Origin of the sequence: Amycolatopsis sp. w19 (assembly GCF_051373225.1) — a bacterium.
In the GTDB taxonomy this organism is placed as follows: domain Bacteria; phylum Actinomycetota; class Actinomycetes; order Mycobacteriales; family Pseudonocardiaceae; genus Amycolatopsis; species Amycolatopsis japonica.
This window is the reverse complement of sequence record NZ_JBPQFM010000015.1, coordinates 43,059-61,830: the sequence shown is the minus strand read 5'-3', so window position 1 is coordinate 61,830 and position 18,772 is coordinate 43,059. Positions and strand designations below refer to the sequence as shown.

Sequence of the window (18,772 nt, the reverse complement as noted above, 5' to 3'; positions counted from 1 at the left end):
TCCGGGGTATGTCCATGTTGCAGCGGCTTGACGCCGCCGATGCCCTGCCGGGAGCCGCCGAACTGCGGGCCCGGACCTATGACCTGCTCCGGCTCGAACCCGGCGCCGCGGTGATCGACGTCGGTTGCGGTGCCGGACTGGCCGTCTCGGAGTTGTCGGCGCGGGGTTTCCGCGCTGTCGGCGCCGACCTTTCGACCGAGATGATCGACGAGGCCCACCGACGGTGGCCTGAAGGGGATTTCCTGCTCGGCGACGCCTACGCGCTGCCGGTGGACGGCGGGTTCGCGGGCTACCGGGCGGACAAGGTGTTCCATGAACTGGCGGAGCCGGAGCTCGCTCTCGCGGAGGCGCGGCGGGTCCTGGCCCCAGGTGGACGGATCGTCTTGTCCGGGCCCGACTGGGAAGGGCTGATGATCGACTCCTCCTATCCGGCATTGACGCGGGAGATCGTGCGTGCTCGGGCTTCGGAGGTCGCCGCGCCCCGGATCGCGCGCGGGTTTCGGCGGCTGCTCGACGGATGCGGTTTTCGTGACGTCGAGGTGGAGGGTGTCGTCGGGTTTCTCAGTGGGGAGCCGTTCCTTCGTGGGCTGGTGGAGGTTGCTGTCCGAGTGGGGGCGATTTCCGTTGCGGAGGGGGATCTTTGGCTGGCTGAACAGGTCGATGGTGTTGCTGTGCCGCAGTTTTTGGCTTCGGGGATCGTTTAGCGGGTGTTGCCGACGCTCTTGGCGCCGGAAACTGTCGGTGGTCGGTTGTACGTTCTGCGGGTGGGCACTCTCAACGCCGCTGTGGCGCGTTTGAAGGAAATCACCTCGTCGGACTTGTTCAAGGAGGTCAATGGTTCGCTGGATTCGTTGGGGGACAACGATGCCGTAGAAGCTGCCGTCGCGGCGTCGGAGGGCATCGCACGGCTGGAGGCGGTCCGGTTCCGTGCTTTGGGTCGGTTGAGCCGTCATCGTGACGGTGCTTCGAGTGTGGTGCAGGAGGTCGCGTTCGCTCTGTCCGTTGTGGACGGACACGCCGCCGGGCTGGTGTCCGCCGCTCAGGCGCTGACCACCCGCCTGCCACGCACACTGGGACTCCTGGATGCCGGGAAGGTCGGTGGCTACGGAGCGATGAAAGTCGCGACAGCCACCGCCTGGCTCTCGGACGACGACGCCCGCGCGGTGGACGCGGTGCTGGAGGATCGGTTGCCGGACCGGAACTCCGATCAGATCTGGAAAGCGGCGAACCATGCGGCGATGACGGCCGACCGCGACGGCGCCTCCCGCCGTGCCGAACGGAACCGCGGCGGACGTCGCCTATCGATCCGGCAGGGAGAGACCGGCGTGGCGTCCATCGAGGTCGAAGACGGCCCCGTCGAGAAGGTGGCTGCCGCCTATACGCGGATCGACCGCGAAGCCCGCGCCCTGCGGGCCGGTGGGGAGACCCGCACCCTGGACCAGCTGCGTGCGGATGTCGCCCTTGATCTTCTGTTGGGCGGTCAGGGCGGGAAGAGTGAACGGTCCGAAGCGTTCCTCTACTTGGACTTGAACACCTACCTCGGGTTGAACGATGATCCTGCGGAGATGGCCGGGCACGGGCACATCCCGGCGACGCTGGCCAGGCACATCGCGTCCGGGTCGAACACAGTGTTGCGGCGGATCATCACCGACCCACTCTCGGGACAGGTTCTCGACCTCGGACGGGACCGGTATCGGCCCACCGCCGGTCTCGACGAATTCGTTCGGGTGCGGGATCGTGAGTGCCGAAGACCCGGGTGTCACCGTGTGGCGCAGGCCTGCGATCTCGATCATTCCCTGCCCTGGCAACACGGTGGTCATACCGCGGATTCCGAACTGATCGATCTATGCCGCCGTGATCACCGGCTGAAAGACGAACCCGGCTGGAACTACCGGCTGGATTCCGATGGGACTCTCACGATCACCACGCCCACGGGGCAAACGTATGACAGCTCGCCTCCGCTGCTGCATGAACCTCGTGCTGAGGAACCGCCGCCGTTCTGAGCTATCGCCGGGAAGCGGCAACGGGCTCGCGTGATCAGGTATCGGGCTGGTCGGCCTGGAGTTACGGCAGCACACCACCGCCTCTGCACGACCCCCGCACCGGCGAGCCGCACCGTTCTCGGCCGTCGTCGGAAAACGGAAACGGCCGGTGAGCGCAACGCACTTCGCCGCGGAGCTGCCCTGTCTGGGGTGTCCTGTCGCCGGAAAACGACCGTGGCGCCGCGGCTGCCCGACGAGGAGACATCGCCGAAATCCGGCCACGCCTCACCGCCGAAACCAACCACCTGCCATCACAAGCGATTGCCCACCACCGACATACCGAGCACCAGCTCGTTCGCCGGATCACACCCGAGGAGGTCCTCGACCAGTTCGTCGCGAAGCGCGGCGGTGAACGTGACGTTCAGGCCCAGCGCGGTCGCCAGCAGGTACACGGTTTGGCTGAGGTGGCCGACGTCCATCAGCAGCACGCGATACGTGCGGCTCACCGGGTACTTCCACTGGTTCCGCTCGATGACGCTCGTGTAGATCAGCAGTGCGCCGGCGTTCCCGGTCCACTGCTGGTCGCCGGCGAGCGCGATCAGCTGGTCGTCGTCGATCTTGCCGTCCAGCGGCGTGAGGCCGTGCCGGAAGCCGTCGTAGTGGTAGACGCCCTGTGCCAGGCCCTCGACGTTCCTCGCGTAGACGTACACCTCCGTCGGGTGCCGCGCCCCGCCCGACGGGCTCGTCTTGAAGACGTTCCCGGTGGCGGGGATGTCGGGATGCGTTTCCGGCCTCGTCGGCCTGGCCGCGGTGAGGAGCGCGCTCAAATCGCGCAACCGCAAGGGTTCTTCACCGAACTCGCGGACACTTCTGCGCCGGCTCAGCGCCTCGCCCAGCCCGATGGTGTTCAGTGGTTCCGGTGACGGTTCGGGCAACGCGATCGTGTGGTGCTCGCCCGTAGGCCTCACCGGAGAAGGCGGAGGGCTGACCTTCGCCTTCTCCAGCAAGGTTTTCGCCGTCGTTTCGCTGGTGGTGAACGCGGTCTCGCGCAACGAACGCGTGCCGAAGTGAAACGCCCGCGCGGACGTTCCCCAAGGGCCCCAATCCCGAAGGATCTCTTCTTCGCGTTGTTGCCGGTGAGAACCTTTGACCACCAGTACTTCGTACCGGATCATCGCTCGCGCGATACGGACGAGCCTTTCCCCGATCTCGGGATTCTCATCCGCATCGCGGACCGATTCCGGTTCTCGCCAAGAACTGAACCATCGCAGGACGCGTTCGGTTCCATCGGCGAGTTTCAGCTGGCGATGTCCGAGGTGATCGTCCCAGACGACGTCACCATCGGACCAATAGAGCGTTCCGCATGAGGAAACCCTGACCAGCATCGAATGTCTTGTGCCCCAGTCCCCAGTAAATACTTTCCGAATACGTCAGGTGATTCAGCGTCGCGAACGGAAAGGAGGCCCGCCGTGCGGCGGCGGCTCGAACCCGCCCCAGGTGCTCTGTGCCTTGTACTCCGCTTCGAGCTCGTACAAGAACTCGTCGTCGTCCTCATCGTGCATGCCGTCGATCCTCTCCGTGAACGGTTACTCCGGTCAAGCGAATATACCTACGCCAACAGAGTACCGGAGCAGAACGGCTAATTACGCCGAGTAATCGTTCAGGTGCTGTTTGAGTTCGCGAACCTCAGGCGACTCCGAAATGCCGAGATCGGTGTAGAGGCGCAATGCGAACCGGCGATGACGGTCCGCATTCAGTCGCTCACCGAGAATGTCGAACGCGAACGCCATCTCCTTGTGGGCGATGGGCAGCATGCTGCGATTCCCGGTCGATTCCAGCACTTCCACCGCGGTCGTCAACTGACTGACCGCGAGCGCGCCGTCACCGAGTCCGCGCGAATTGATACCGAGGGCGAGAAAGCATTCCGCCTCGAGATCGGGCGATTCGTTCTCCTGCGCCAGTCGCAGTGCCTGGTCGAGTTCCTCGGCGGCTTCGGGATAGCGCCTGTTCTCGGTGTGGATCAGCCCGATCCGGTGCCTGGCGCGGGCTTCGATGAGCACGCTGCCGTGCGCGTGGGCGGTCTCCCGTACCCAGCCGAGGTGTTCGATCGCCTCGTCCGACTCGCCCTTGAGCCAGTGGGTGACCCCCGAGTTGCCCCTGGCCCGGCACTGCATCCGGATGTCGCCGGTGGTCGCGGCAAGTTCGAACACCTCGTTGAACAGCCGGTTCGCCTCGGTGAACTCGTTGAGCCGCCACAGGGTCAGGGCGTACATGTGCAGGGCCTGGTACTCGAGGACGACGTTCCCGGTGACCCGCGCGGCGGACAGGGCGAGGGTCTCCAGCTCCCTGGCCTGCCGGTAGTAGCCGCGGTTGTCGAAGTAGCGCCACACCGCCGAACAGAAGGGCACGAGGTCGGAGTACTGCTGATGGTTGTTCATCGCGACGGCCACCGGCAGCACGTTCTGCCATTGCGCGTCCATCCAGTGCGCGGCCTGGTCGTAGTCGGCGAAGGACTGTCCGAACTCGCTCTTCGGCACCTCGAGGCCGCCCGGTTCCTCCTCGGAATCCGGGTCGATGAAGTCCATCGCGGCCGCGACGGTGCTGCGGTAGTAGTCGAACAGCCGCCGCATCATCGCCTCACGCTGGTGCTCGGGCTCCTCGGCGAGCAGGAGTTCGCGACCGTAGCTGCGGAGGAGGTCGTGCATCTCGTAGCGGTCCATCGACGGCTGACGCAGGAGGTTCACGTCGACGAGACGTTCGGCGAGCCGCCGGGCCTCGGCGAGGTCGACTTCCGCCAAGGCCGCCGTCGAGTGCAGATCGAACGCCGCACCGGGATGATGGCTCAACCGGCGGAACACCCGCCGTTCGGTCTCGGTCAAGTTCAGATAGGACACTCGGAACGCGCCCGCGACGTCGCGTTCGCCGGCGGTGAGCTCGCCGAACCGGTTCCGCTCGTCGCGCAGCTGCCTGGCGACGAAGTCGAGCGTCCACGACGCCCGCGCGCGCAGCCTGCTCGCCGTGACGGCCAGCGCGAGCGGGAGATCGCCGCACAGGCTCGCGACCTGGTCGGCCGCGTCCGGGGACTCCCGCTTCAACCGGGAGGGCCCGACGATCCGGCCGAGCAGATCCACCGCGTCGGCCCGGCTGAACGGTTCCAGCGAGAGCAGCTCGGCGCCGTCGAGGTCCACGAGCCGGGTCCGGCTGGTGATCAGCACACAGCAGCTCGCCGCGCCGGGCAGCAGCGGGCTCACCTGCGTCGCCCCGATGGCGTTGTCCAGCACCAGGAGCACCCGTTTGCCGGCGAGGCAGCTGCGGAACAGCGCCGCGCGCTGTTCGGTCCCGGCGGGGATGTCCGAACCCTGGATGCCGAGCGACCGCAGCAGCGCCTCGAGCGCGGTCCCCGGGTCGACGGGGTCTCCGGCGGGCGAGAACCCTTCGAGGTTCACGAACAGCTGCCCGTCCGGGAACAGCGGGGCGAGCCGGTGCGCGGCGTGGACGGCCAGCGCGGTCTTCCCGACACCGGGCATGCCGTCGATCGCGATCAGCCGCGGCCCCGCCGTGGAATCGTCCTGGCCGATTTCGAGGACGGTCCGCAGTTCCGTGGCGCGGCCGCCGAACGCGGGGAGGTCCGCGGGAAGCTGCGCGGGCCGGGGGAAGAGCGCCTTCTGCGCGTCCGCGTCCTCGCGTCGCCCGCCGGTGTCCATCCCGGCCCGGAGCCCGCCGACGCCGTACCGGACGAGGGCGCCGTCCTCCATCAGTTCGGCGTCGGCGCGCAGGATCTGCTGGTGGAGCGCGCTCAGTTCGGCGCTGGGGTCGACGCCGAGCTCCTCGGCGAGCGCGATCCTGGTCCGGTCGAACGTCCGGAGCGCGTCGGCGCCGCGGCCTGCCCGGTAGAGCGCCAGCATGGTGAGGCATTGCAGGGTCTCGCGGGTGGGATGCCACGCGGCGAGGTCGAAGGCCTCGCGAGCCGCCGCCTCGGTCTCGCCGAGCCGGAGCCTGGCGCCGATGAGGAGCTCACTGGCGGCGAGGCGTTCTTCGTCGAGGCGTCGCGCAGTCTGCTCGATGGCGTCGCCTTCGAGACCGTCGAACGCCGGGCCGCGCCAGAGCGCGAGCGCGTCGGCCAGTTTGGCGGCCGCCTGGGAGATCAGCCCGGCCGCGAGGAGTTCGGCGCCCTGGTTGTAGTCGGCTTCGAAGCGGACCGAGTCGAGCGAGGCGCTGCTGATGACGACGCGGTACGCCGAACCGGTGGTGACCACGGCGGACCGGGCCACCCCGAGGTCGTGCCGGAGCCGCGCGATCGCGTTGCTGACCTGGCGGACCGCGGTCTTCGGCGGATTTTCGGGCCACATCGTGCCGACCAGGTACGACACCGGGACCAGCCGGCCCGCGTTGATCAGCAGGGCGGCGAGGAGACGCTGTTCGCGGCGTCCGCCCAGCCGGACGGGGACACCGTCGACTTCGGCTTCGAGCGGACCGAGAACGGAGAAGCCGAGCTGGGAACTCTGGACAGTGGTTCGAGGCGATCCCGCCGAATCGGGTAAACGATCAGCGGTCATATGCGACTATGTCGTCCGAGGCCGTGAGCGTGCTCACGCACTACCTCCAGTCCGTTCGCCGGCTGATCGGCACCCTAGCCCACCGCTTCGGCCTCCAGCCAGGTCGGCGCGGGGCGCGCCGTACTGCATTCGGCCTAACGGGCGTGCGCGGGCCTGCCCTGAAACCTTCCCGATTCTACGCCCCGCGGCCCCTGAACTGCGCGGATGTCCGGCGGTGGAGAGCCGATGTAATTCCGATGCAGGCCCTTGGAAAGCTGAAGGTACAGCTGCGGCTCGGCGCGACGGGGCAGCGCGCCGAACCGCGTGTAGGGGCTCCGCGGCGGTTGGCCTTCGTACTGGGGGTGGCCAACCGCCCTGGTAGCCCCTTCTCCGCGTCCATGACCAGGTGTGATCCTCCGCGATCACGGGTACCAGGTCGGTGGAGGAGAGGAGTGTGCCCATGCGCCCGGTCTGGAGCGGTTCGCTTTCGCTCGGTCTGGTGACCGTCCCGGTCCGCCTGTACAGCGCGGTCGAAGACCATACGGTGCACTTCCGCCAGTTCCAGCGCGGCACCGAAGACCGCATCCGGTACCGGCGGGTGAACGAGCGCACCGGCAAGGAAGTCGGCTACGAAGACATCGTCAAGGGTTACGAGCTGGACAGCGGCGAGTACGTCGTCGTCGAGCCGGAGGAGCTGGACGAGATCGCGCCGGGCCGGTCGAAGTCGCTCGACATCGAGAGCTTCGTCGAGCTGGACGCCATCGACCCGATGTTCTTCGACAAGACCTACTGGCTCGCGCCCGCGAAGGACGAGTTCGAGCGTCCGTACGCGCTGTTGCTCGAGGCGATGGACTCGTCGGGCAAGGCGGGGATCGCCAAATTCGTCATGCGTGGCCGCGAATACCTGGCGCTGGTGCGTTCCGGTGACGGCGTGATGGTGCTCAACACCCTCCATTTCGCGGCCGATCTGCGCGATCCCGCCGAGCAGCTGCCGGACCTCCCCGGCAAGGCGAAGGCGCGCGGCAAGGAACTCGACATGGCCGTCAACCTGATCGACGCGATGAGCGACGACTGGCGGCCCGAGGAGTACCGCGACACCTACACCGACCGTGTCCGGGAGCTGATCAAGGCCAAGAAGAAGGGCGACACCATCACGCCGGCCACCGAACCCGGGGAGCCGACGAAGGTCGTCGACCTGTTCGAGGCGCTTTCGAAGAGCGTGGAGAGCGGAAAGGCCAAGAAGAAGTCCGGGGCGAAGAAGCCGGCAGCGAAGAAGGACCTCTCTTCGCTGCCGAAGGCCGACCTGGACAAGCTGGCCAGGGAGCGGGACATCAAGGGACGGTCGAAGATGACCCGCGCGAGCCTGGAGAAGGCGCTCAAAGCCTCGTGACGATGCCTGCCGCCGAGAGTTCGCCCGCGATCGCCTCGATCAGCAGCCGGACGTCCTCCGCCGCCGTTGCGTGCAGCCCTTCGGAGACGATCAGCACGTCGGACGTCGTGGCGGAGACCGCGGAGTGGCCGCTCTGCCGGTTCGTCCATCGCCGCGCGTGGGCCTGACCGTCCTCGTCGGCGAAGATCACCTCACCGGGGTTCGGCTGTTCGACCGTGCCGGCGAAGGTCACGTACTTCTCGTCGCCGCGCGCGTGACGGACTTCCAGCGAGCCGCTGATCTTCGCGATGTCGAGCACCGCGACGGGGATGGCGTAGGCGACCGAAACCGCGTTGCAGAGATCGATCACCGGATGGATGCGGGGGAGCGTGCCTTCCTTCCGCAGCCTGCGCAGCAAGGACTCCGACGCGCAGCGGTACTGCGTCGGCTTCAAGCCCATCTTGGCGAACGCCCGCCGCCACGCTTGGATCTCGGGGAACTCCGATTCCGGGCCGTCGGCGAGCCGCCGCGTCGCCCGCGCGACGAACTTCTCGAGATCGACCGGCAATTCCGGGGTGATCCCGGTGGCTTGGAGTGTGCCGACGGCGAGGCCGGGGTGGGCGGAACGGATGTCCGGGTGGTGCTGGAGTCGCATGCTGGACCTGTCTACTGGGTGGTGAACGCGAGTTTGGCGCCGAGCGCGGCGAAGGAACCGGCGAAGATCCGCCGGAGCCAGGCGAGCACGCGCGGCCGGGACAGGACGTGGTGCCGCACGCCGGCGGCGAGGACGCCGTACACGCTGAACACCACGAACGTCGCCAGCATGAACACCCCGCTCAGCAGCAGCATCCGGGGGAGCGAACCGGGCTCTCCCGCCGGGACGAACTGGGGCAGGAACGCGAAGAAGAACAGCGTCAGCTTCGGGTTCAGGACGTTGATCAGCACACCGGATGTGATCGTCCGCAGCGCCGAAGCGGGTTCGGGATCGCCTTCCACGACGATGGCTTCCCGGTCCTTCAGCGTCGACCACGCCATGTAGAGCAGGTACGCCACACCGAGGTACTTCAGGATCTCGAACGCCACCGCGCTGGCGTGCAGCAGCGCCGCGAGGCCGGTGATCGCGGCGATCATGTGCGGGATGATGCCGAGGGTGCAGGCGGTCGCGGCGAGGACGCTCGCGCGTCTTCCCCTGGCCAGCCCGGCGGAAAGGGTGTAGACCACGCCGGTTCCGGGCGTGGCGACCACGACCAGCGTGGTGATCAGGAAGGCGATGCTCACGCCGACCACTGTGCGCGCCGTTTGGCCTCGTGGACAGAGCCAAACCCGTGCCACTCCACTGGACCAAAGGGTTGATCGACGGGTTCACCGGATGGAGTGGCATGATGCACGCTCGCACGTCGACGAGGAAGGCCTTGGTTTGAGCGCGCGCACTTCCCAGGTGGACGACCTCCGGCTGGTGGCACAACCGAACGCCGTGTTGTGTTCCGAGCTCTTCGTCCGTCTCATCTTGTCGGATTGGTCCTTGCGGCCGTTGCTCGATCAGGCGAAGACCGCCGCCGCCAGACTGGTGGGCACGCTGGTCGACGCGGCCGATCCGAAGGAGCCGCCGTTCCTGACGCTGAGACTGCGTCTGCGGTCGGACGTGCTGGTCATCGAGGTCGACCACGAACTGGACGGGCTTCCGGTGCCGACGCCCGCGCCGGGCGAGCGGACCGGCGTGGCGCCGAGTGCGACCGGCGGCGTGACCGTCTGGTGCGAGCTGCCGCTGCCCGGCGGCCTGTCGGCCGGACAGGTCCGCCTGCCGAGGCGAGGCGACCGGCGCACGCTGGTGGACGAACCCGTCTCCGGTGAGCCCGTCGGCGCCGATCCCGAAGTCCTGGAACGGCTTTTGACGAGGTTGAGCGGCTGGTCCGGCTGATGGCCACGAAGCGCGTCGCCACACCGATCCTGGAGATCGAATACGAACAGGCCGGCGAGGCGGGCGGGCCGCCGGTGGTCCTGCTGCACGGGTTCCCGTACGACGTCCGCGCTTACGACGAGGTCGCCGCGGTCCTCGCGGCGGGCGGCGCCTCGGTGTACGTCCCGTATCTCCGCGGGTTCGGGGGGACGCGCTTCCTCGACGACGCCACGATCCGCTCCGGGCAGCAGGCCGCGCTCGCGCAGGATCTGCTCGACTTCATGGACGCGCTGGGGCTGGAAAACGCGGTCGTCGCCGGATACGACTGGGGCGGCCGCGCGGCGTGCATCGTGGCCGCGCTCCGGCCCGAGCGTGTGCGCGGACTGGTGTCGGTGGACGGCTACAACGTCCAGAATCTCGCTTATGCCGGGGAACCGGCGCCGCCGGAATGGGAACGCACGTACTGGTACCAGTATTACTTCCATTCCGAGCGCGGCCGCCGAGGGTTGACGGAGAACCGCGACGAGCTGTGCGCGTTGTTGTGGCGCACCTGGTCGCCGACGTGGACCGGCGCCGACGCGGCGTTCCCGGCGAGCGCGCGGAGCCTCCACAATCCGGATTTCGTCGACGTCGTCATCCATTCGTACCGGCACCGGTTCGGTCTGGCGGAGGGTGATCCGCGGTATCAGGCGCTCGAAGACCTGATCGCGCGGGAGCCCGCCATCACGGTGCCGTCGGTCGTGCTGGAAAGCGGGGACGACGGCGTCGGCGGGCCCAGCGCGGAGGGCGACCGCGAGTACTTCACCGGGCCGTACGAGCATCGGGTTCTGCGGGGGGTGGGGCACAACGTTCCTCAGGAGGCGCCTGAAGCGTTCGCCGCCGCGGTGACGTCTCTGCTCCAGTGAGGGCGATCACCCGTCCGTGTGCGTGACGAATCCTGATCTTCGCTTGTCCTTCGGGCGTAAGGCACACGATCCGGAGGAGGAACGATGTCTTTGGGCGACAAGATCAGCAACAAGGCCGAAGAGTTCGGCGGTAAGGCCAAGGAGGCCGCCGGCGACGCCACCGGCAACGACGAACTGCGGGCGGAAGGTCAGGCGGACCAGGCGAAGGCCGGGCTCAAGGGCGCCGTCGAAAACGTGAAGGACGCCGTCGGCGACGCGGCTGACAAGATCCGCGACACCTTCAGGAAGTAGCGGTCTTTCGGGCCGGGGCGGCGGTTTCCCGCGCCCCGGCCCGGTTCAGCCGCGCAGCCGCACCGGCAGGCTCGTGAGCCGCGTGCCCTGGACGCCGCCGAGGAACGTCTGCCGGAGTTCGCCGTACGGCACGGCGAGCCGGGCTTCGGGGAAGTCCGTGCGCAGCACCGTCGCCACCGCTCGCAATTCGAGCTGCGCGAGCTGGGCGCCGACGCAGAAATGCGGCCCCGCGCCGAAAGTCAGATCCGGGCCCGGTTTCCTCGCCGGGTCCGTGTTGATGCCCTGGATGTCGGCGAGCACCGGCGCCCCGGCGGGGAGCCGGATCCCGGCGAGGTCGAGCTCCACGGTGGTGAACCGCCACAGCGTGAACGGCGCGGGCGGATGGTCCTTGAGCGTTTCGCGGACGAGATCGTTCACGGATGCCTTGTCCCCGTTCAGAAGCCGCGAGATCAGGAAGCCGATCGAGGCGTCGGTGGTCAGCTGCCCGGCGAAGATCAACGCGAACAGGTGATATCGCAGGTCCTTTTCTGACGTTCCGGCCGGGAGGCTGTCGCGTAGTTCCGTCGCGAGCCCGTTCCGGTTCGGAGTCAGCCCCGCGGCGGAGAGGTTCGCGATCGCGGCGATGGCCTTGCCCTGGGCACCCGGTTCGGGGTCCGACATGCGGCGGCAGGCGTCCACGGCGGCGTCGAGCAGGTGGAGCGGGATGCCGAGCAGGTCGAGCAGCACCGTCAACGGGAAACGGGTGGAGAACCCGTCCATGAGGTCGACGGTCTCGCCGCCGAGATCGGTCAGCAGAGCCCGCGCGATCCCGTGGATCCGGTCCGCCTGCGCCTGGATCCGCTTGGCGCTCAGCAGCGGGGCGTGCGCTCGCCGCAAACGGGTGTGTTCGGGCCCGTCCAGCGTGGTGAGGGACGGCTGTTCGGCGGCGGTCTGTTCGAGCGCCGTCCAGCCCGCGGGGGCCAGCGCCGGATCCTTGGCGATGCGGGGATCGGAGAGGACTTCGCGGGCCAGCTTCTCCTCGGTGACGATCCACGCGCTTCCGCCCTCGGGGGTGGCCACTTCGACGAGGGGGCCGGCGGCTCGCAGCGCGGGACGGACGGGGTCGGGTTCGGTGATGCCACGGGTCGACGCGGCGAACGGATCGGGGAGCACAGGAACTCCTTCATGAGAAAGTAGCTTCACCATGAAGGTATATTTGTGGCCGGTAGGTTGTCAAAGCACGGAACCGAGGAGGGGCGATGGCGGACGATGTCGCGGCGCGGAGCGCGTCGCTCCTGGACGGCCTCCGGAGTTTCGGGGCGAACTACACCGAATTCACCCGGCGGTTCGCGGACTGGCTCGGCCTCCACGCCACCGACGCCGCCGCGCTGGTGGAGATCCTCTACGCCGAAGACACCGGCTCGCCGCTGTCCCCGGCCCGGCTCGGCGAACGCATCGCCCTGACCTCCGGCGCGACCACGAACCTGCTGAACCGGCTGGAGAACCTCGGTTACGTGGTGCGGACCAGGGAGAACACCGACCGCCGGGTGGTGACCCTGCGCAGCGGCACCGACATCCAGGCGCCCGCGCGGGAGTTCTTCGGCCCGTTCAGCGCCGGGCTGGCGGCTCTCGTGGCGGAGTACCCGCCGGAAGAGATCGAACGCTTCGAGGCCTTCCTCAGGCAGCTGAAGTCCACAATGGACAACGTGCTCGAAGAACAGGCCTGACCGGCGGACCAGTCCGATCCGCTCTCGGCACCGAATCCCTCCCGGACGCCCTGGCAACCGCGTAGCCGGGCGTCGGGTGAGGTGGAGGCAGCTTGATGGTCGAGGGTGTGCGGACGAGTCCGCGCGGAAGCGGCGGCACCGGAACGGAGCCCGCCGAGACGAGTTTGATGCAACGGGTCGCGGCCGGCGACGAACAGGCGTTCGCCGACCTGTACGACGTCGTGGCGGGACCGGTGTGGGGTGTGGTGAACAGGGTCGTGCGCAACGGCACGTTCGCCGAGGAGGTCACCCAAGAGGTCCTGGTGGAGGTGTGGCGGACGGCGGCGCGGTTCAAACCGGGCAAGGGGAGCACGCTGGCCTGGGTGCTCACCATCGCGCACCGGCGGGCGGTGGACAGGGTGCGGTCGCATCAGGCCGCGCTCGACCGGGACGACCGCGCGGGCAGGCTCGATTTCAGGCGCCCCTTCGACGAGGTCGCCGAGTCGACGATCACCAATCTGGAGCAGCAGCGGGTGCGCCAATGCCTGTCCGCGCTGACCGACCTGCAACGCGAATCGGTGGTGCTGGCCTACTACAACGGCTACACCTACCCGGAGGTCGCGGAGGTGCTCGACACCGCGCCCGGCACGGTGAAGACCCGCATCCGCGACGGCCTGATCCGGCTGCGCGACTGCCTGGGGGTGGGGCAATGACCGCCGAGCTGCACACGTTGACCGGGGCGTACGCCCTGGACGCCGTCCCGGCGGAAGAGGCCGCGGCGTTCGAACGGCACCTGCGGGGTTGTCCCGCGTGCGGCCAGGAAGTCCGGGAGCTCCGGGAGACCGCGGCGCGGCTGGGAAGGGCGCTGGCCATCGCGCCACCGCCGAGGCTGCGGGAAGCGACGCTCACGCGGGTCGCCCACACCCGTCAGTGGCCGCCCTCGCTCGCGCGTCGCGGCGGGGTCGTGAAGACCCGGGTCGCCCTATGGGGTGCCGCGGCGGCCGCCGTCGGAGCGCTGGTGTTCGGTCTGGTCACCACGACCACCGACCCGGGAGCCGACCCCGCGCAACAGCAGCTGGCTTCCGTCAACGCCGTGCTCACCGCGCCGGACGCCTTGACAGTCAAGGGTGCCGAACGCGGGACGACCACGGTCGTGACCTCGCGGAGCCAGGGCAGGATCGTGGTACTGGCCGGTGAACTCCCGCCCTTGGCGGCGGGCAAGGCGTACCAGGTCTGGCTCATCGGGGCGAGCGGGGTGCATTCCGCCGGTCTGCTGGCGCCGGACGGACCACATCGGACTCGGCCGGTGCTCGCGGAGCTGCCGGGCGGGATCGACCGGGTCGGTATCACCGCGGAACCGGCCGGAGGTTCGCCCGCGCCGACGGTTCCGGCGGTCGTCATGGTGAATCTGTCCTAGCGCCGGTCAGCCGCTCGCAGGCCTGCCAGAGTTCCCGGCGCTGCGCGGCGGTTTCCCGGGTCTTGCCGAGGTAGTCGGTCGGGCGCTGGACGCGGTCGTGCCAGAACATGCCGTTGTACCGGCCGGGTTCCCCGGCGGCGGCGAGCCAGACGAACGTGTCCGCGCCCTGCTCCGGGTTCCGCAGGAGCGGGCCCGTCAGCTTCCGGAACGTCGGCAGGGAGGTCGCGACCCCGGGTGTGTCGGCCCAGCCGGGATGGGCGCTGTGCACGGTGACGCCGGAACCGTCCAGCCGATCCGCCCAGAGTTCGGCGAGTACCACCTGCATCCGTTTGGTGCGCGCGTAGCCGGCGGCCGGTTTGTACTCGTCGCGGCGGTACTGCAGGTCGTCGGCGCGCAACGGCTGGCCGTACATGCCGCCGGAGCTGACCCAGATCACCCTCGCGCCGTCGGCGAGCTTCGGCCGGAGCGACGCGGTCAGCAGATGGGGGCCGAGCACATGCGTGGCCAGCATGAGTTCGTTGCCCTCGGCCGTTTCCGTGCGTTCGGCGGGCATGACACCGGCGTTGTGCACGAGGATGTCGACCTCGCCGTCGAGGTTCTTGGCGTAGTCGCGCACGGACGAGATCAGGCTGACGTCGCAGTGGTCGGCGATGATCCGCGAACCGGGGACGGCGCGCTCGATCTCGGCGTGGGCGGCGTCGCCGCGGATCGCGATGCGGACGGTCGCGCCCAGTTTCGCGAGGCCGATGGCCGTCGCCTTGCCCAGGCCCGCCTTCGCGCCGGTCACCACGGCGACCTTGCCCGCGAGCGCGTCCGGCGCGGGATCCTCCGGCCACCACGTCCGGCGCAGGAGGTATCCGATGTTGCCGTACCCGAGCAGGGTCCGGTCGAGCACGGTGTCGGCGGCGCGGGTCACGGTGGACATGCGGATGCTCCTCCTCGGTCGTGGTACGCGACTTCCCGGCGAGGCCGCGGCGGAAACCTCCTACCGGATGCGGGGCCCGGCCTTCGCGGAAAAGCGGAACTCGATGGTCGTCGGAAGCTCGTCGAGATCCAGAGCCTGACGCAGCCTCGGCAAGCCCTCCTCGGTGATCCGTTCGCGGATCGCGGCCAGATCGCCGTCCTGTTCGGCGCTCAGCACCACGGCCAGCACCGGGGCGTCCTGGGTGCCGCCGAGCGTGGCGTGCGCCGCGTGGACGCCGGGATAGGTCGCGACCTCCGCCGTGAAGGGGTCCACCGCGGTGCTCGCGGCCAGCGCGGTCCGGCCGGTGTCCTGCCCGAAGCGCCAGGTGTGGGACTTGGGTTTGCGGACGGGCTGCGCGATGAGCCAGCGCAGGGCCAGCAGCCCGAGGAGCACCGCGCCCCCGGCGACGGCGTACCAGACCCACGCGGGCGGCATGGCGGTGCCGGGGACGAGCGTGGTGCCGGGATCCAGCAGCGGGATGCGGCCGAAATGGGTGCCGACGGCGAATCCGCCACCGGCGATCAGCACGAGCCCGGTCAGCACCAGCAGGGTGCGGTTGAGCCGGGCGGGACGGTTGAGGTCGGTCATGACGCGCTCCTGGTGGCCTTGACCCGGACTCGCACGGCGGGAACGGCAGCGGGGCCGATCTGGGCGAGACGGTGCTCGATGGCGGCGCGGACGGCGTCGGCGAGCCCGGCGGTGTTCGTCCGCCCGGTGGTCACCACCGAGACGATCGCGCGCCGCTTCACCTTGAGCTTCGCCGCCGAGACACCGTCCACAGTGGATGCGGCGGTGCGCAGGGTCGATCGGTAGCCGCGGCGGGAGGCGCCCGAATCCGTGCCGCCTTCGAGCGGCAGCACGGTCGGCTTCCCCGGGACGACCGCGCTCACGAGGAGCAGCAGACCGAGGAGCGCGACCACGCCGCCGGCGATCGCCGGAAGGGGATCACTCCATCGGAGATCGTGCAGCGCGGACGCGATGGCGTCGTAGCTGATCCACGGTTTCTCCCCGATGATCGTCTGGACCGCGACGACGGCGGCCAGGACACAGCCGGCGAGCACCACGAGGGCGACCAGCACGGCCGGGACGCTGCGGCGTGGACGCCGTTTCATCGGACCCTCCTAGTCTCGGTCTCCTCGGAATGCAGGGCGGTGACGGTGATGTCGACCCGCGTGACGGTCAGGCCCGAGAGCCCGCCGACGCGGCTGATCAGATGCTCGCGCACGGCCTCGGTGGTGGCGCGCACCGAAAGCGGGTACTTCACCGAAAGCCGGACGTCCAAAGTGGTCGTCGAACCGGTGACGTGCGCGCTCACCTTGGCGCCCTGGTCGAGGTCTTCGCCGCCGACCGCGATCCCGAGCACCCGGGAGGCCGCGCCGCCGACGCCGTCGACCTCGGTGATCGCCCGCGCGGCGATCCGTTCGACGGCGCCGTCGGCCACGGTCAGCCCGCCGCGCCCGTCCGTTCCGGGCGCGGCGGCGGTCATCGTCGTCATGGCGATCAGCCCCTGTCGCGGCCCGCCAGGGCCGAAAGGTCGAGCTTGCCGTCGAGGAACCTGCCGACCAGCAGGCCGAGCGCGGCGAGCACGAGCACGACGAGGAAGGCGCCGAAGCCGCCGAACGCGCCGGCCACGCCGAGCACGAGACCGGTCAACAGGCCGAGTTGGGTGGCGTTCATGAACGTTCTCCTTGCTGTCTGGCGCGGACCGGCGCCGATGGTCACTGGACGCGGCCGGACTCGGTGCTCTCGTCGGCGTCGTCGTCGCCCGGGATGTGCACGTCGGACACGTTGATGTTGACCTCGACGACCTCGAGCCCGGTCATCTGCTCGACCGCGCCGATCACGTTGCGGCGCACCGACTTCGCCAGATCAGCGATCGCGACGCCGTATTCGACGACGATCTGCAGGTCGACCGCGGCCTGGCGCTCGCCGACCTCGACGGAGACGCCCTGCCCGGCGGACGCGGTGGCACCCGGGATGCGCTCACGCAGCGCGTTGAACGCCCGCACGGCGCCGCCGCCCAGCGCGTGGACACCGGTGATCTCCCGGGTCGCGAGGCCCGCGACCTTCTGGACGACGGTGTCGGCGATCGTGGTCACGCCCTGAGTGGAGACGAGCGCGCTGTTCTCGGCCGGGGCGGTGGAGTTCGAGTTCGGCTTGGCGGCGGTGGTGTTCGTCATCGCGATCTCCTCAATTCGGATTCCGTTGCCTGCGGTGGAAGTTCTTCGCTTCCACACTCCATAGACCCAGCCGCGCGAAGATCGTCACGACCCGATCGTGTGGTCTGGATCTCATCGCCGGCGGGTATGTCTTTCGGCCTAGTCCCCGCGGCCGACGCCGTCGCCCTTTTCCATCCCGTCGAGGGTCGTGCGCGCGGCGGGCCGCGGGGTTGGATCGTCCGGTGTCCCAAGAAAGAAGTCTCGAGTGAGCTGGAAGTGCGGGCTGGTGTCGATCGCGCTGGTCGCCGGATGCACCACGTCGCAAGGAAGTCCGGCGCCGGTGACCAAAGTGGACGAACCGGAGCACGAGGCGGCGCTGACGTCGTTCCACCGGCAGACCCTGGACTGGCGCCCCTGCGACGCCCTGCAGTGCGCGAAGCTGACCGTGCCCGTGGACTACCGGCGGCCGGACGGGCCGAAGTTCACGCTGCCGGTGATCAAGGCCGCGCCGACCCGGCCGGGGGAGCGGATCGGCACGCTCGTCGCCGGTGCGGGCGGCCCCGGGCAGTCCGGCGTCGCCATGGTGAAGGACATCGCGGGTACCTGGCCCGCCCCGGTCCGGGCCAGGTTCGACCTGGTCGGCTTCGATCCGCGGGGGATCGGCGGCAGTGAACCGCGGCTCCGCTGCGACACTGAGGGAGAGCCCGCTTCGAAGGCTCCCGAGGGCCTGCCGGTGATCGGTGCCGAGGTTCCGAGCACCCGGCAGTACGCCGAGGCGTGCCTCAAGAACACCGGGGAGAACGTGCTGCGGCACCTGGGCACCGACGACGTCGTCAGCGACCTCGACGTCCTGCGGGTGGTCACGGGTCAGGAGAAACTGACTTACCTCGGCTACTCCTACGGCACGCGGATCGGACAGCTGTACGCCGACCGGTTCCCGAAGAAGGTCCGCGCCATGGTGCTCGACGGCGTCGACAACACCTATCTCGATTGGCGGGCCGACACCGTCGAGCAGGCGAAAGGCGTGGAAGACACCCTGCTGACCTACGCGAAGCAATGTGCCATCAGGACCGGCAAACCGTGCCCCGGCCACGACGAGACCGAAATCCTCTCCACCGTGGACCGAGTGCTGGCCAAAGCGGACAAAGCGGATGAAGGGAGCGTTCTTCGCTCGGAGATCTCCCCGAAGCTCACTTTTCCGGCGGACTGGGCGGAGCTGTCGGAAATCATCCTCGGCGCGGACGCTCCCTCGGACGAGGTCCTGCGGTTCGTCCGCACGCACCCCGACACGCTGGTGATCATCGGTGGCGACCACGAAACGGGCGGGTTGAGCATCGAGAACTACGACGCGTCCGACACCGACCCTGACCAGGACGGTCCTTTCGACGTACCGGGTTCGAAGCTTCGGTTCACTGTGGACTGGACGACGCACGACCACACCGGCGCCGACACCCCGATCACCGCCGAAGGTCCCGGCTCCACCCGTCTGGGTGGCACCGTCGAGAACACCGACGTCTACTGGGTGATGCGGCTGGCGAGCGGCCTCTGAACACGATGTGAGCTTCGGT

22 protein-coding genes are annotated in these 18,772 nt (G+C 68.9%); 10 read left to right on the top strand and 12 right to left on the bottom strand.

Translation table 11 applies throughout. The features are described 5' to 3' along the window. The first annotated feature begins 8 nt into the window (after positions 1–8). Both ACSMFO_RS26565 and ACSMFO_RS26560 read left to right on the top strand, forming a co-directional pair. Positions 9–704, top strand: coding sequence for a methyltransferase domain-containing protein (locus tag ACSMFO_RS26565; RefSeq protein ID WP_436460905.1), 696 nt, complete (start codon positions 9–11; stop codon positions 702–704). A 114-nt stretch (positions 705–818) separates the two neighbouring features. Continuing rightward, on the top strand, positions 819–2,003 hold the full coding sequence (locus ACSMFO_RS26560; protein ID WP_436460995.1) for a DUF222 domain-containing protein: 1,185 nt from the start codon (positions 819–821) through the stop codon (positions 2,001–2,003). Positions 2,004–2,293: 290 nt separating this feature from the next. Here ACSMFO_RS26560 and ACSMFO_RS26555 read toward each other — a convergent pair whose 3' ends face one another. The 3 genes from ACSMFO_RS26555 to ACSMFO_RS26545 form a co-directional block, all read right to left on the bottom strand. After that, a complete protein-coding gene (locus ACSMFO_RS26555) occupies positions 2,294–3,157 on the bottom strand; it encodes a SagB/ThcOx family dehydrogenase (protein ID WP_436460904.1) in 864 nt (287 codons plus the stop codon). Positions 3,158–3,421: 264 nt separating this feature from the next. Beyond that, the gene (locus ACSMFO_RS26550) at positions 3,422–3,544 is read right to left on the bottom strand and encodes a hypothetical protein (RefSeq protein WP_255432121.1); all 123 of its coding nucleotides are present in this window, start codon (positions 3,542–3,544) and stop codon (positions 3,422–3,424) included. Between the two features lie 81 nt (positions 3,545–3,625). Next, on the bottom strand, positions 3,626–6,538 hold the full coding sequence (locus tag ACSMFO_RS26545) for an AfsR/SARP family transcriptional regulator (RefSeq protein WP_436460903.1): 2,913 nt from the start codon (positions 6,536–6,538) through the stop codon (positions 3,626–3,628). Positions 6,539–6,977: 439 nt separating this feature from the next. On the opposite strand from ACSMFO_RS26545, the gene ACSMFO_RS26540 reads away from it, so the two are divergent. Beyond that, the gene (locus ACSMFO_RS26540) at positions 6,978–7,907 is read left to right on the top strand and encodes a Ku protein (RefSeq protein WP_436460902.1); all 930 of its coding nucleotides are present in this window, start codon (positions 6,978–6,980) and stop codon (positions 7,905–7,907) included. On the opposite strand, the gene ACSMFO_RS26535 is transcribed toward ACSMFO_RS26540, so the two are convergent. Both ACSMFO_RS26535 and ACSMFO_RS26530 read right to left on the bottom strand, forming a co-directional pair. Continuing rightward, the gene (locus tag ACSMFO_RS26535) at positions 7,894–8,541 is read right to left on the bottom strand and encodes a B3/B4 domain-containing protein (protein WP_436460901.1); all 648 of its coding nucleotides are present in this window, start codon (positions 8,539–8,541) and stop codon (positions 7,894–7,896) included. The two genes, ACSMFO_RS26540 and ACSMFO_RS26535, sit on opposite strands and share 14 nt — an antisense overlap. 11 nt (positions 8,542–8,552) lie before the next feature. Beyond that, positions 8,553–9,164 carry a LysE family translocator gene (locus ACSMFO_RS26530; protein WP_436460900.1) on the bottom strand — a complete coding sequence of 204 codons (612 nt, stop codon included), beginning with the start codon at positions 9,162–9,164 and terminating at the stop codon, positions 8,553–8,555. Positions 9,165–9,303: 139 nt separating this feature from the next. On the opposite strand from ACSMFO_RS26530, the gene ACSMFO_RS26525 reads away from it, so the two are divergent. The 3 genes from ACSMFO_RS26525 (at position 9,304) to ACSMFO_RS26515 (ending at position 10,979) form a co-directional block, all read left to right on the top strand. Beyond that, complete coding sequence (locus ACSMFO_RS26525; RefSeq protein ID WP_037344996.1) at positions 9,304–9,804, top strand: hypothetical protein; 501 nt, start codon at positions 9,304–9,306, stop codon at positions 9,802–9,804. Beyond that, positions 9,804–10,688, top strand: a complete 885-nt coding sequence (locus tag ACSMFO_RS26520) for an alpha/beta fold hydrolase (RefSeq protein WP_436460899.1) — start codon at positions 9,804–9,806, stop codon at positions 10,686–10,688. The genes ACSMFO_RS26525 and ACSMFO_RS26520 overlap by 1 nt, the downstream gene beginning before the upstream one ends. Positions 10,689–10,772: 84 nt before the next feature. Then, a complete protein-coding gene (locus tag ACSMFO_RS26515; protein ID WP_436460898.1) occupies positions 10,773–10,979 on the top strand; it encodes a CsbD family protein in 207 nt (68 codons plus the stop codon). A gap of 45 nt (positions 10,980–11,024) precedes the next feature. Here ACSMFO_RS26515 and ACSMFO_RS26510 read toward each other — a convergent pair whose 3' ends face one another. Continuing rightward, positions 11,025–12,131: a cytochrome P450 gene (locus ACSMFO_RS26510; protein WP_436460897.1), complete on the bottom strand. Its 1,107-nt coding sequence runs from the start codon at positions 12,129–12,131 to the stop codon at positions 11,025–11,027. Between the two features lie 86 nt (positions 12,132–12,217). Here ACSMFO_RS26510 and ACSMFO_RS26505 point away from each other — a divergent pair, with 86 nt between their 5' ends. From ACSMFO_RS26505 to ACSMFO_RS26495, 3 genes are all read left to right on the top strand, one after another. After that, positions 12,218–12,685 carry a MarR family winged helix-turn-helix transcriptional regulator gene (locus tag ACSMFO_RS26505; RefSeq protein WP_436460896.1) on the top strand — a complete coding sequence of 156 codons (468 nt, stop codon included), beginning with the start codon at positions 12,218–12,220 and terminating at the stop codon, positions 12,683–12,685. Positions 12,686–12,780: 95 nt separating this feature from the next. Continuing rightward, positions 12,781–13,377, top strand: coding sequence for an ECF RNA polymerase sigma factor SigK (gene sigK, locus ACSMFO_RS26500; RefSeq protein WP_038510613.1), 597 nt, complete (start codon positions 12,781–12,783; stop codon positions 13,375–13,377). Beyond that, a complete protein-coding gene (locus ACSMFO_RS26495) occupies positions 13,374–14,081 on the top strand; it encodes an anti-sigma factor (RefSeq protein ID WP_436460895.1) in 708 nt (235 codons plus the stop codon). The genes sigK and ACSMFO_RS26495 overlap by 4 nt, the downstream gene beginning before the upstream one ends. Here ACSMFO_RS26495 and ACSMFO_RS26490 read toward each other — a convergent pair. Genes ACSMFO_RS26490 through ACSMFO_RS26465 form a run of 6 tightly spaced genes read right to left on the bottom strand, consistent with a single transcriptional unit; the run spans position 14,062 to position 17,225 of the window. Continuing rightward, complete coding sequence (locus tag ACSMFO_RS26490; protein WP_436460894.1) at positions 14,062–15,006, bottom strand: SDR family NAD(P)-dependent oxidoreductase; 945 nt, start codon at positions 15,004–15,006, stop codon at positions 14,062–14,064. The two genes, ACSMFO_RS26495 and ACSMFO_RS26490, sit on opposite strands and share 20 nt — an antisense overlap. Before the next feature lie 60 nt (positions 15,007–15,066). Continuing rightward, positions 15,067–15,633 carry an alkaline shock response membrane anchor protein AmaP gene (locus tag ACSMFO_RS26485; RefSeq protein WP_436460893.1) on the bottom strand — a complete coding sequence of 189 codons (567 nt, stop codon included), beginning with the start codon at positions 15,631–15,633 and terminating at the stop codon, positions 15,067–15,069. Then, positions 15,630–16,157: a DUF6286 domain-containing protein gene (locus ACSMFO_RS26480; protein ID WP_436460892.1), complete on the bottom strand. Its 528-nt coding sequence runs from the start codon at positions 16,155–16,157 to the stop codon at positions 15,630–15,632. The genes ACSMFO_RS26485 and ACSMFO_RS26480 overlap by 4 nt, the downstream gene beginning before the upstream one ends. Continuing rightward, a complete protein-coding gene (locus ACSMFO_RS26475; RefSeq protein WP_073848576.1) occupies positions 16,154–16,540 on the bottom strand; it encodes an Asp23/Gls24 family envelope stress response protein in 387 nt (128 codons plus the stop codon). Before ACSMFO_RS26475 ends, ACSMFO_RS26480 begins: the two co-directional genes overlap by 4 nt. A 5-nt stretch (positions 16,541–16,545) precedes the next feature. After that, complete coding sequence (locus ACSMFO_RS26470) at positions 16,546–16,722, bottom strand: hypothetical protein (RefSeq protein ID WP_016335849.1); 177 nt, start codon at positions 16,720–16,722, stop codon at positions 16,546–16,548. A 41-nt stretch (positions 16,723–16,763) separates the two neighbouring features. Continuing rightward, positions 16,764–17,225 carry an Asp23/Gls24 family envelope stress response protein gene (locus tag ACSMFO_RS26465; RefSeq protein WP_436460891.1) on the bottom strand — a complete coding sequence of 154 codons (462 nt, stop codon included), beginning with the start codon at positions 17,223–17,225 and terminating at the stop codon, positions 16,764–16,766. A gap of 244 nt (positions 17,226–17,469) precedes the next feature. Here ACSMFO_RS26465 and ACSMFO_RS26460 point away from each other — a divergent pair, with 244 nt between their 5' ends. After that, positions 17,470–18,753 carry an alpha/beta fold hydrolase gene (locus ACSMFO_RS26460; protein ID WP_436460890.1) on the top strand — a complete coding sequence of 428 codons (1,284 nt, stop codon included), beginning with the start codon at positions 17,470–17,472 and terminating at the stop codon, positions 18,751–18,753. The last annotated feature ends 19 nt before the right edge of the window (positions 18,754–18,772 follow it).